Genomic DNA, 11,512 nt, shown 5'->3' with positions numbered 1-11,512 from the left:
CGAGCAGCTGGAGCCACCCGACCGAGGAAGGAGCAACCGGGCAGGTAGACGACCCGTAACGCGCCCCGCGGGCGGTCGCGGCGGTTTGGACGGCTTCCGTTCTGGCTACCAAGCTTCTAGCTCAACGTTAGAGTGGGGGCAGAGCAATGGAGGGAGTCCGTAAATGATGAAGCGCTCGTTGGCCAAACTGGCCGTCACGGTGGGCGGTCTGGCATTGGCGTCGACCGCTGGTGCCGGGGTCGCATCGGCCGATCCCGATTACGGTCCGATGATCCACACCACCTGTAGCTACGACCAGGCGATGCGGGCCGTGCATGCGGAGAACCCGATGGCCGCCCAGTACCTCGACCAGTCGCCGCCCAACCAGCAGTTCTTGCAGCAGTACCTGGCGTCGTCGCCGGATCAACGGGTGAACTTGCTGCACGCGATCGAGCACAACCAGGGGGCCCAGCAGGCCCTGCCCATTTTCCAGCAAATGATGACGGACTGCACTCGGTACTGAGTGCCTTCGGCTCGGGCTTCCCGACCACAGCGTTAGATCACCAGGCGGCGGGCCGCCGCGGCTAAGCGGTGCGCCCGTCGACCTGTGCCCGGCGCTTCGCCGCCCAATCCGCCATGGGGAATCCAGGGGCGTTGTTGCAGGCCGACAGCAACAGGGCCACGTGCGGCAGCACGGCCAACCCGTAATCGCAGGTCCAGGCCGGCTGGTTCATCGTCCACACCAGGACTCCTTCCGATGGGGTGGCGAACCCGCTCAGCCGCATCGGCGTCGCCTGGCCGTATGGGGAGATGCCCACGGCGTCGTGCCGGCACTGGGCGACGGAGATGAAACCACTCACCACCTCGTGACGGGGGTCGAGCGCGTTGTCGTAGATGTCGACCGACTCGGCGTATGTCGCCTGATCGCTGAACTGGTACGCCGATTCGGCGTGGTCCGAGGCGCCGGCGGGTCGCAGCGGCGAGCCCTCGAACAGCAGCGCGGCCGAGCAATCCGGTGGCCGGGCGCTGGTGAAGTAGTTGTCGCCCACCGGGATCGCACCGGCCGCGCCGAGCGGCGTGTCATCGCCACTGTGCAGCAGCAGGTCCTGGGCATGCGACGGCGGGCGTTTGACCGTCGTGGTCGGCGTTGCCGCGGGCTGGCTGGACGCCCGGACCGCCCGTCCCCCTACCACCGCGCTGCATCCGCTGAGCGTCAGCAGGGCAACTGCGAGGACCGCGGCCACCCGTGCCTGAAGTGCCATCGGCTGATGGTACAGCGCTCAGTGTGTCTGCAGGTCCGGTCGATAGCGTGCCAGCAGCGAGCGCACGGTGTCCATGGCGGCCACCGCCCGGCCCTTGTCGACGGCCTGGATGGCCATCACCGGGATGTACTCGTCGTCGGGCAGGTCGACGCGCGCCCAGCGGTGACCCACCGGAAACGACACCCCGGCAACGTCCGGCCATTCGATCAGCTTGTCACCCAACAAGTTTCGCACCGAGACGCCGGCCGGCCCGATCCGCAGGCGTGGGCGGGCGAACAACAACACGATGCCGGCGATGACCAGACCGAGCACCGCGATCGCCACCTGGTCCGAGGTCTGAAAGACCACCCCGGTGGAGCCCACCTTGAGCAGCACGCCCACCGCGATGTGCGCCGCGGCGATCACGAACGCCGCCCCGTAGGCGAATAACGGTGTGCGGTGGGGACGCAGCACCGCATCCCAGGTCTCGCGGTCCGGAGGCGACGTCACGACCGAGAGCGCAACTCACGCAGGGTCAGCGCGGTGGTCAGGGCCGCCAGCGTGGCTTGCGCCCCTTTGTCCTCGGCCGACTCCGGAAGGCCGGCCCGATCCAGGGCCTGCTGCTCGGTGTCGGTGGTGAGCACACCATTGGCCACCGGCGTGGAAGTGTCCAACGATACCCGGGTCAGCCCCTGGGTCACCGCATCGCAGACGTACTCGAAATGCGGTGTCTGCCCGCGGATCACGACGCCCACTGCGACGACGGCATCGTGGTTGCGGGCGAGTTCCTGTGCGACCACCGGGATCTCGATGGCGCCGATCACCCGGACCACCGTCGGATCGTCGATGCCCGATTCGGAGGCCACCTTGCGGGCACCCGCCAGCAGCGCGTCGCAGATCTCGCTGTGCCAGGTGCTCGCAACCAGGGCCAGTCGCAGGCCGGACGCATCGAGCGGCGCAACCTCCGGCACACCCTCGGCAGGACTCATCGGCGCCACTCTCCCCCGCAAGCGGGCGGTACCCCCGCAGCATCACTTCGTTCTGCATCGTCGCCGGCGCGGCTCACAAAGCACCACCGAATTCGCCTGGCAGATGGACGGATTCGTGAAAGTCGTCCAGACCGGCCAGGTCGTGGCCCATCTTGTCCCGTTTGGTCATCAGGTAACGGATGTTCTCCGCGTTGGCGCGCACCGGCAGCGGCACCCGCTCGATGATGTGCAGGCCGTACCCGTCCAGCCCGACCCGCTTGGCCGGGTTGTTGGTCAGCAGCCGCATCGAGCGCACCCCGAGATCTACCAGGATCTGCGCGCCGATCCCGTAATCCCTTGCGTCGGCTGGCAATCCGAGCTTGAGGTTGGCGTCGACGGTGTCCTCACCGGCGTCTTGCAGCTGATAAGCCTGCAGCTTGTGCATCAGGCCGATGCCGCGTCCCTCGTGGCCGCGCATGTACAGCACGATGCCGCGTCCCTCGCGGGCGACCATCGCCATCGCGGCGTCCAGCTGCGGCCCGCAATCGCAGCGGCGCGAACCGAACACGTCACCGGTCAGGCATTCGGAGTGCACCCGCACCAGCACGTCGTCACCGTCGGAGTTCGGCCCGGAGATGTCCCCGCGCACCAGCGCGACGTGTTCGACCTCTTCGTAGATGCTGGCGTAGCCGATGGCGCGAAACTCGCCGTGCCGGGTCGGTATCCGGGCCTCGGCGATCCGGGCGATGTGCTTCTCGTGTTTGCGTCGCCACTCGATCAGGTCGGCGATGGTGATCATGGCGAGGTCGTGTTCGTCGGCGAAGACCCGCAGTTCCTCGGTCTGTGCCATCGCGCCTTCGTCCTTCTGGCTGACGATCTCGCAGATGGCGCCGGCGGGCTGGAGCCCGGCCAGCCGGGCCAGGTCGACGGCGGCCTCGGTGTGACCCGGGCGGCGCAATACGCCACCGTCCTTGGCGCGCAACGGAACCACGTGACCGGGCCGGGTGAAATCGTCGGCGACACTGGTGGGATCGGCGAGCAGGCGCATCGTGGTGGCCCGGTCCGAGGCCGAAATCCCGGTGCCCACACCCCGTCTGGCGTCGACCGTGACGGTGTAGGCGGTGCCGTGCTTGTCCTGGTTCACCGCGTACATCGGCAGCAGACCCAGCCGGTCGCAGATCTCGCCGTCGAGCGGCACACAGAGGTATCCCGAGGTGTAACGCACCATGAAGGCCACCATCTCCGGCGTCGCCTTCTCGGCGGCGAAGATCAGGTCGCCCTCGTTCTCGCGGTCCTCGTCGTCGATGACGATGACGGCCTTGCCGGCCGCAATGTCGGCAACCGCCCTTTCGACGGAGTCCAACCTCGTCATCTTTGCTACCTCGCCGTCCCCGCTGCCCGGCGGGAACACTGTCGAAACGGCTCACACGAGAAGCCCACGTGTTGCATTCAGTATGAACCACGGCGACCGCGCGGTTATTGCCGCGGTTTGATCAGCGGGACGGCCTCGGATCACGCTGCACCGACGAGCGGGCCTGCGCCACCGACCGCCTGACCACTTACGATGAGCGCGCACGTATCTCGGCGCCGCGGATCCCCGCGGCGTCCCGGGTCCGGAGCGGACCTCGGCACCCTCGTGAGCGTTGCCGGGATCACAATCTTCGCCGTCCCTGGCCGCCGGCGCCGCCGCGATATTTGTCGCGGGACCGCCCGCCCCCGCCGCCACCGTGGGCCCCGTGGGCCCAGATCGTCTGGGATCCCGGCATGAACCATGGGGTTACTGGGAAGGCCCCAACTGGCGCCCGGTGTAAACAGCCGAGCAACCCAGCTGATCCCGAGGCAGGCCGCTAGTCATGACGGCGTGGCTTCGGCCGAGGGGTCGCCGCCTTCGGCCAGGTGGCGTAAGACCCGTTCGTTGAGGGCGGCGAGCATGTCGAGCTCGGCCGGACTGAGCAGATCGATGAAGTGCCGGCGGACGTCCTCGACGTGCGCGGGCGCCGCCTTCTCGATGGCGGCGCGGCCGGCCGGCAGTAGGCAGACCATGGTGCTGCGGGCGTCGTCGGGGTTGGGCTCCCGACGGATCAGCCCGTCCTTCTGCATCCGTCGCACCTGGTGGGAGACACGGCTCTTCTCCCAGCCCAGCGTGTTGCACAGCTCGTGGGCGGGCATGCGATCCCCATCGTGACTCGACAGCACGGCCAGGATCTCGTAATCGGCCCCCGACAGGCCCGATTTCTGCAGGCCCCGGTTCAGGTGCACGTCGAGCTGATGATGCGCGTGCTGGAAGGCCCGCCAGGCGCGGTCTTCGCGGGGATTCAGCCAGTTCGGTTCCATCGATCGCCATGCTACCGCCATTTGGTTGACGCGTCATCAAATTCCCCATAAGGTGGACGAGTCAACCTTTTCCCTAGAAAGTCAGGACGGGACACCTCATGAGCAGCATCAGCATCATCGGCACCGGGAACATGGCCCGCGCCATCGGCGCGCTGGCGGTAGCGGGCGGCAACAGCGTCGAGATCATCGGCCGCGACCAGACCAAGGCGACCGACCTGGCCAAGGCCCTCGGGGGCGGCGCCACCACCGGAGAGTTCGGCGCCGTTCCGGCCGGCGACATCGTCATCGTTTCGGTGTTGTACGCCAACGTCGTTCCGGTCGTCGAGCAGTACGGAGACGCCCTCGCGGGCAAGGTCATCGTCGACATCAGCAATCCCTTCAACCCCGCGGCCGACGGGCTGGCCATCCCCGATGGCACCTCGGTCGCACGGGAAGTCGCCAAGGCGGCCCCGGCCGGCGCCAGCGTGGTGAAGGCGTTCAACACCGTCTTCGGCGTTGTCCTGGCCCAGGGCCGGCCGCTCGACGTGTTCATCGCCGGCGACGACGCGCCCGCCAAGGCGCGCGTGGCGGAGTTCATCGAGAGCCTGAAGCTGCGCCCGCTCGACGTCGGCGGCCTGGACATGGCGCACTGGCTGGAAGGAACGGGCCTGGTCGTGATGGGTCTGGCCCGCAACGGGATCGGGAATTTCGACTTCGCCCTCGGCGCCACGGTTCCCGGCTGAGCACCACCGCCGCCGGTCCAGCCGCGAGCGCATCGAGGCGCCGTGCAGCACGGTAATGGTTGATACCTCATCGAAAGGATGATCCAATGAAGCTTGGTTTCGCACTCCCCATCGTCGGGCCCGCGATCAGCAGCGCCGCTGGCCTGAGCGCGTTCTGCCGCGGACTCGAGGACCTCGGCTACGACACGCTGTGGGTCGGCGATCGACTGGTCACGCCGGTCGACATGCTCAGCACCTATCCGGGCAAAGAGCAGCCCTACCCGCCGCAGATGACCCGTTACCTCGATCCGGTGCTGCTCTGGACGGTCGCCGCGACGGCGACCAGCCGGGTTCGGCTGAACGCCAGCACGCTCAGCACGTTCTACTACGAGCCGGTGCACCTGGCCCGGCTGCTGACCACGCTCGACGTGCTCAGCGACGGCCGCCTCGACGTCGGCGTGGGCATCGGGTGGATGAAGGACGAGCACGACATCGCCCGTGGCGCGGACTGGCACCGGCGCGGACGGATGCTCGACGACCTGCTGGCATTCCTGCGTGAGTGGTGGACGACCACCCCGGTGTCCTGGGACAGCGAGTTCTTCTCGCTGCCGCCGGTCCACGCCGACCTGCGCCCGGTCCAGGCCGGCGGTCCGCCCATCTGGATCGGCGGTGCCAGCGAGGCCGCGATGCGCCGGGTCGGCCGCAGCGGCACCGGCTGGCTCGGGGTCGAGGGGCTGCAGGACGAGGTCACCGACCACCTGTGGTCGATCGCGCGCCGTGCGGCTCACGACGCCGGCCGCGATCCGGACGCGCTGAAGACGGCCATGCGGATCAACCTCGAACCGGGCACGTCCGTCGCCGCTGTTATCGACCGGCTCGATCGCCTCGCCGGCTCCGGTGCCGACGAGGCGATCGTGGATGCCTTCGCGGTGTTCCCCAGTCTTGACCAGATGCTCGACTTCGCCGGCCAGGTGATCACCCGGTGGTCCGCCGGAGAGCCTGCCGGCGGGACAAGTCCGGTCAGCGGGTCATCAACCGCTCGACGTATTTGGCGATGACGTCGACTTCCAGGTTCACCGGCGTACCCACCGGGGCGCTGCCCAACGTGGTCAATTCCCGGGTGGTGGGAATCAGCGAGACCTCAAACCAGTCCCCCGGCTCGCTGCCCAGCCCGGACACCGTCAGCGAAATCCCGTCGACGGTGATCGAGCCCTTCTCCACGACGTAGCGGGCCACCTCGGCGGGCATCTCGATCCGCACCACTTCCCAGTGCTCGGACGGGGTCCGCGCCACGATCCGCCCGGTCCCGTCGACGTGGCCCTGCACGATGTGCCCGCCCAGCCGGCTGTTGACGGCCGCGGCGCGCTCCAGGTTCACCCGGCTGCCGACCTGCAATTCGCCCAGGTTGGACCGGTTGAGCGATTCGGCCATCACGTCGGCGGTGAACTGACCGCCGGGCAACAGCTCGGCGACGGTCAGGCAGACGCCGTTGACGGCGATCGAGTCGCCGTGGCCCGCGTCGGCGGTCACGACGGCGCCGCGGATGGTCAGCCGCGCCGCGTCGGAAAGGACGTCGCGAGCCGTCACCTCGCCGAGTTCCTCGACAATCCCGGTAAACATCCTCCTAGGCTAATTGGCCCACTCCCAGGCGTATGAGCAGGGCAAACACCGGCGGCTGGGCGACACCGGGACCCCGCGTTCACCAGGGCAGTCACCGGCACCCTTTACGATGCAGAGTATGCAGACCCGCCGCCGTCTATCGGCCGTCATCGCATCCCTGACCCTCGCCACCGCCTTGATCGCCGGCTGCTCGTCGGGCTCAAAGCAGAGCGGCGCACCGCTTCCCGACGCCACGACCCTGGTCAAGCAGTCGGCCGACGCCACCAAGAACGTGAAGAGCGCACACATCGCGCTCAGCGTTCAGGGCAAGATCCCCGGCCTGCCCATCAAGACGCTGACCGGTGACCTCACCACGGCCCCGGCCACCGCCGCGTCCGGCAACGCCACCATCACCCTGGGCGGGTCCGACATCGACGCCAACTTCGTGGTGCTCGACGGGACGCTGTACGCCACGCTGACCCCGAACAAGTGGAGCGACTTCGGCAAGGCCGCCGACGTCTACGACGTCTCGGTATTGCTCAACCCCGACAGCGGGCTGGGCAACGCGCTGGCCAACTTCAGCAACGCCAAGGCCGAGGGTCGCGACAACGTCAACGGGCAGAACACCATTCGCATCAGCGGAAACGTCTCGGCGGACGCGGTGAACAAGATCGTGCCGCAGTTCAACGCGACGCAGCCGGTGCCGAGCACGGTGTGGATCCAGGAGTCCGGTGACCACCAGCTGGTCCAGGCCAACCTGCAAAAGAGCGAGGGCAACGCCGCCCAGATCACCCTGTCCAACTGGGGCGAGCAGGTTCAGGTCACCAAGCCCCCGGTGAGCTCGTGACCGCAGCAACCGAAGCCCCGACCGGGCACCAAGCCGGGCGCCGCGTAGCGATCAGCGCGGGCAGCCTGGCGGTCCTGCTGGGCGCCCTGGACGCCTACGTCGTCGTGACGATCATGCGCGACATCATGACCGACGTTCACATCCCCATTAACCAGCTGCAGCGCATCACCTGGATCATCACGATGTACCTGCTGGGCTACATCGCCGCCATGCCGCTGCTGGGCCGGGCCTCCGACCGGTTCGGACGCAAGCTGGTGCTGCAGGTCAGCCTGGCGCTGTTCATCGTCGGCTCGGTGGTCACCGCACTGGCCGGTCACTGGGGCGATTTCCATCTCTTGGTGGGCGGCCGCACGATTCAGGGCGTGGCCAGCGGCGCGCTGCTGCCCGTCACCCTCGCCCTGGGCGCCGACCTGTGGGCGCAGCGCAACCGCGCCGGCGTGCTGGGCGGCATCGGCGCCGCGCAGGAACTCGGCAGCGTGCTGGGCCCGCTGTACGGGATCTTCATCGTCTTTCTGTTTCACGACTGGCGCTACGTGTTCTGGATCAACGTCCCGCTGACGCTGATCGCGATGGTGATGATCCAGTTCAGCCTGCCGTCGCACGAGCGGGTGGAGGAACCCGAAAAGGTCGACCTGGTCGGCGGCGTGCTGCTGGCGGTCGCGCTGGGTCTCGCCGTGATCGGCCTGTACAACCCGCAACCCGACGGCAAGCAGATCCTACCCAGCTACGGGTTGCCGCTGGTCATCGGCGCGGTCGTGGTCGCGGTGCTGTTCCTGGTCTGGGAGCGGTTCGCGCGCACCCGGTTGATCGAGCCGGCGGGCGTGCACTTCCGGCCGTTCCTGGCCGCGCTGGGCGCCTCGCTGTTCGCCGGTGCGGCGCTGATGGTGACGCTGGTGGACGTGGAGCTGTTCGGCCAGGGCGTGCTGGGGCAATCCCAGACGCAGGCCGCCGGGCTGCTGCTGTGGTTCTTGATTGCGCTGCCGATCGGGGCGGTGCTGGGCGGGTGGATCGCCACCCGGGTCGGTGACCGGATCATGACCTTCGTCGGCCTGCTCATCGCGGCCTACGGCTACTGGCTGATCCACTTCTGGCGCCAGGACGTCATGAGCCAGAAGCACAACCTCTTCGGGGTGTTCAGCGTGCCCGCGCTGCATGCCGACCTGCTGGTCGCCGGCGTCGGCCTCGGGCTGGTGATCGGGCCGCTGACCTCCGCGGCACTGCGCGTGGTGCCGTCCGCCCAACACGGCATCGCCTCCGCGGCCGTGGTGGTGGCCCGGATGACCGGCATGCTGATCGGCGTGGCCGCGCTCAGCGCGTGGGGCCTGTACCGGTTCAACCAGATCGTGGCGGGCCTGACGGCCGCGATCCCGCCCAACGCCACGTTGCTGGAGCGCATCGCCGCCCAGGGCACCATGTACCTCAAAGCCTTCGCCCAGATGTACGGCGACATCTTCTTGGCCACTGTCATGATCTGCATCGCCGGCGCGCTGCTGGGCCTGCTGATCGGCGGCCGCAAGGAGCACGCCGAGGAGCCGGAAGTCCCTGAGCCGCAAGCGGTCTCGTTGGGCGAGCGCTAGCCCCTGCGCGGCACCAGGCTGAGCACCACGTCGGGCCCCACCCGGTCAATGCCGTCGAAATGCCAGCGCAGCGCCCGCGCGATCGTGCCCACCCCCACGTCGTCGACCGCGGTGACCGGACCGCCCAGCAGGGTCGGCGCGACGTAGGCCAGGATCCGGTTCACCACCCCGGCCCGCAGGAAGGCACCCGCGAGGGTCGGGCCGCCTTCCAGCAGGACGTCGGTGCGGTCCGCGACGGCCTTGAGCACCTCCATGGGGTCGTGCGTGCGGATCAGCATGGTCCGCGAATCGTCGTTGAGAACCTTTGCTTCCGAAGGTATTTCACGCATCCCCACGACCACCCGCAGCGGTTGCCGGTCGGCCAGTGAGCCGTCGGGCAGTCGGGCGGTCAACGCCGGGTCATCGGCCAGCACGGTGCCGGTGCCCACCACGATCGCGTCGGCGGCCGCGCGGCGCCGATGCAGGTCCAGCCGCGAGGCTTCGCTGGAGATCCATTGGCTGGAGCCGTCCGCCGCCGCGCTGCGGCCGTCGACGCTGGCGGCGTATTTCCAGGTCAGGTGCGGCAGCCCGGTGCGTTGCTTGTGCAGCCACTCGCGCAGCGGGCCGCCCGTCACCTCGTCGGCCAGTACGCCGGAGCGCACCGTCACGCCCGCCTGCTCGAGCCGGGCGGCCCCACCGGCGGCCTCCGGGTTGGGGTCGGCGACGGCGTACACCACGGTGCCCACCTTCGCGTCCAGTAGGGCGTTGACGCAGGGCGGGGTTTTGCCGTAGTGGTTGCACGGCTCGAGGGTGACGACGACGGTGCCGCCGGCCGCCAGTTCGCCGGCCCGCCGCAGCGCCAGGATCTCGGCGTGATCGCCGCCGGCGGGTTCGGTGGCCCCGACGCCGACGACCTCACCGCCGGCGTCCAGGATGACCGCCCCCACGGGCGGGTTCGGATACGTGGTCCCCTTGACCTGGTTGGACTGGTCGATCGCCAAACGCATTGCGCCGTCAAGGCCCTCGCCCGCCGGCGCCGTCATCGACGCAGGTGCGGGGAGGCGCCGGCCGCCTGGCGCCGCAAGGCCGCTATCGCGGCCTCCGGATCCTCGGCGCCGTACACCGCAGACCCGGCGACGAAGCAATCGACGCCGCTTTCGGCGGCCTGCTCGATGGTGTCGGCGTTGATGCCGCCGTCGATCTCGACGAGGATGGTCAACTCCCCCGCCTCGATGAGCTTGCGCGCGGTGCGCACCTTGCTCAGCACCTCGGGGATGAAGCTCTGGCCGCCGAAACCGGGCTCCACCGACATGATGAGCAGGGTGTCGAACTGCGGCAGGATCTCCAGGTAGGGCTCCAGCGGGGTCCCCGGCTTCACGCTGATGCCCGCCTTGGCGCCGGCGGCGCGGATGTCGCGGGCCACGCCGACCGGATTCTGGGTGGCCTCGGCGTGGAAGGTGACGTTGTACGCCCCCGCCTCGGCGTAGGGAGGCGCCCAGCGGTCCGGGTCCTCGATCATCAGATGGCAGTCCATCGGGATGGTGGTGGCGGCCAGCAGGCTCTCGACCACCGGCAGCCCGAGGGTCAGGTTCGGCACGAAGTGGTTGTCCATCACGTCGACGTGCAGCCAGTCGGCGCCAATCACGGCGGCGGCTTCGTCGGCGAGCCGGGAAAAGTCAGCGGCAAGGATCGACGGCGCGATCAAAGGTCCCGCGATGTTGCGAGGCATGAGCGCCAGACTACTGAGCCGCGCGGCCCGCTTCACATCCGGCGCGTCCCGCTACCCCGCCTCGCGGCGCAACGCTGCCGCGACAGTGTCCATCTCGTGTCGCGTCCCCGCTACCCCGCTTCGCGGCGCAGCGCGGCCGCGAACATCGCGTCCGTGCCGTGCCGATGCGGCCAGAGCTGGACGTGCGGCCCGTCGCCCAGGTCGACCGGCCCCCTGTCCAAGGGGTCGAACAACGGCCGGGTGTCCAGCGCGGTCACCGGGTGGCGGCGCAGCGTGTCTGCGACCACGCCGACGGTTTCGGCCAGGTGTGGCGAGCAGGTGGCGTAGAGCACCACGCCGCCCGGGCGGGTCAGCGCGATCGCCGCCCCCAGCAGCTCGCGCTGCAGCTTGGTGAGCGTCGGCACGTCGGCGGGCTGACGCCGCCACCGGGCCTCCGGGCGGCGGCGCAGCGCCCCCAGGCCGGTACAGGGGGCGTCGACGATCACGCGATCGAAGGTCGGCTCGAGATCGGTATGCCGCCCGTCGACCCGCAGCACGTCGACCGGTAGGCCGCGGGTG

The 11,512-nt window shown here is 69.1% G+C and carries 13 protein-coding genes and 1 pseudogene; 5 read left to right on the top strand and 9 right to left on the bottom strand.

Features of this window, described 5'->3' with window-relative positions; translation table 11 throughout:
• Positions 1-163: 163 nt before the first annotated feature.
• Complete coding sequence (locus DQP58_RS23550) at positions 164-502, top strand: hemophore-related protein (RefSeq protein ID WP_065074765.1); 339 nt, start codon at positions 164-166, stop codon at positions 500-502.
• 61 nt (positions 503-563) lie between these two features.
• On the opposite strand, the gene DQP58_RS23545 is transcribed toward DQP58_RS23550, so the two are convergent.
• From DQP58_RS23545 to DQP58_RS23520, 5 genes are all read right to left on the bottom strand, one after another.
• Positions 564-1,241 carry a hypothetical protein gene (locus DQP58_RS23545; RefSeq protein ID WP_112710560.1) on the bottom strand — a complete coding sequence of 226 codons (678 nt, stop codon included), beginning with the start codon at positions 1,239-1,241 and terminating at the stop codon, positions 564-566.
• An 18-nt stretch (positions 1,242-1,259) separates the two neighbouring features.
• Positions 1,260-1,730 carry a PH domain-containing protein gene (locus DQP58_RS23540; RefSeq protein ID WP_066879900.1) on the bottom strand — a complete coding sequence of 157 codons (471 nt, stop codon included), beginning with the start codon at positions 1,728-1,730 and terminating at the stop codon, positions 1,260-1,262.
• Positions 1,727-2,209, bottom strand: a complete 483-nt coding sequence (gene ribH / locus DQP58_RS23535; RefSeq protein WP_112710564.1) for a 6,7-dimethyl-8-ribityllumazine synthase — start codon at positions 2,207-2,209, stop codon at positions 1,727-1,729. The genes DQP58_RS23540 and ribH overlap by 4 nt, the downstream gene beginning before the upstream one ends.
• A gap of 73 nt (positions 2,210-2,282) precedes the next feature.
• Entirely contained in the window at positions 2,283-3,560 is a 1,278-nt protein-coding gene (locus tag DQP58_RS23530; RefSeq protein ID WP_112710563.1) for a bifunctional 3,4-dihydroxy-2-butanone-4-phosphate synthase/GTP cyclohydrolase II, read from the bottom strand.
• A 479-nt stretch (positions 3,561-4,039) separates the two neighbouring features.
• Positions 4,040-4,522: a MarR family winged helix-turn-helix transcriptional regulator gene (locus tag DQP58_RS23520; RefSeq protein WP_112710562.1), complete on the bottom strand. Its 483-nt coding sequence runs from the start codon at positions 4,520-4,522 to the stop codon at positions 4,040-4,042.
• Positions 4,523-4,620: 98 nt separating this feature from the next.
• Here DQP58_RS23520 and DQP58_RS23515 point away from each other — a divergent pair, with 98 nt between their 5' ends.
• Entirely contained in the window at positions 4,621-5,244 is a 624-nt protein-coding gene (locus DQP58_RS23515) for an NADPH-dependent F420 reductase (protein WP_112710558.1), read from the top strand.
• Positions 5,245-5,330: 86 nt separating this feature from the next.
• Positions 5,331-6,281 carry a TIGR03619 family F420-dependent LLM class oxidoreductase gene (locus DQP58_RS23510; RefSeq protein WP_240630086.1) on the top strand — a complete coding sequence of 317 codons (951 nt, stop codon included), beginning with the start codon at positions 5,331-5,333 and terminating at the stop codon, positions 6,279-6,281.
• Here the strand turns inward: DQP58_RS23510 and DQP58_RS23505 are convergent.
• On the bottom strand, positions 6,244-6,843 hold the full coding sequence (locus DQP58_RS23505) for a riboflavin synthase (protein ID WP_066860165.1): 600 nt from the start codon (positions 6,841-6,843) through the stop codon (positions 6,244-6,246). The genes DQP58_RS23510 and DQP58_RS23505 overlap by 38 nt on opposite strands.
• Positions 6,844-6,961: 118 nt before the next feature.
• On the opposite strand from DQP58_RS23505, the gene DQP58_RS23500 reads away from it, so the two are divergent.
• Both DQP58_RS23500 and DQP58_RS23495 read left to right on the top strand, forming a co-directional pair.
• A complete protein-coding gene (locus DQP58_RS23500; protein WP_112710557.1) occupies positions 6,962-7,669 on the top strand; it encodes an LppX_LprAFG lipoprotein in 708 nt (235 codons plus the stop codon).
• Positions 7,666-9,246, top strand: a complete 1,581-nt coding sequence (locus tag DQP58_RS23495) for an MFS transporter (protein WP_112710556.1) — start codon at positions 7,666-7,668, stop codon at positions 9,244-9,246. The genes DQP58_RS23500 and DQP58_RS23495 overlap by 4 nt, the downstream gene beginning before the upstream one ends.
• On the opposite strand, the gene ribD is transcribed toward DQP58_RS23495, so the two are convergent.
• The 3 genes and pseudogenes from ribD to DQP58_RS23480 form a co-directional block, all read right to left on the bottom strand.
• On the bottom strand, positions 9,243-10,268 hold the full coding sequence (gene ribD, locus DQP58_RS23490; RefSeq protein ID WP_112710555.1) for a bifunctional diaminohydroxyphosphoribosylaminopyrimidine deaminase/5-amino-6-(5-phosphoribosylamino)uracil reductase RibD: 1,026 nt from the start codon (positions 10,266-10,268) through the stop codon (positions 9,243-9,245). The two genes, DQP58_RS23495 and ribD, sit on opposite strands and share 4 nt — an antisense overlap.
• Positions 10,265-10,954 (bottom strand): ribulose-phosphate 3-epimerase, encoded by a 690-nt coding sequence (rpe, locus tag DQP58_RS23485; RefSeq protein WP_430916579.1) that lies wholly within the window; start codon positions 10,952-10,954, stop codon positions 10,265-10,267. The genes ribD and rpe overlap by 4 nt, the downstream gene beginning before the upstream one ends.
• Before the next feature lie 110 nt (positions 10,955-11,064).
• A pseudogene (locus DQP58_RS23480) lies at positions 11,065-11,512 on the bottom strand (rRNA cytosine-C5-methyltransferase); the annotation flags it as partial.

It is taken from the genome of Mycobacterium colombiense, assembly GCF_003284975.1.
Lineage (GTDB): Bacteria > Actinomycetota > Actinomycetes > Mycobacteriales > Mycobacteriaceae > Mycobacterium > Mycobacterium europaeum_A.
This window is presented reverse-complemented; position numbering and strand designations above follow the sequence as displayed.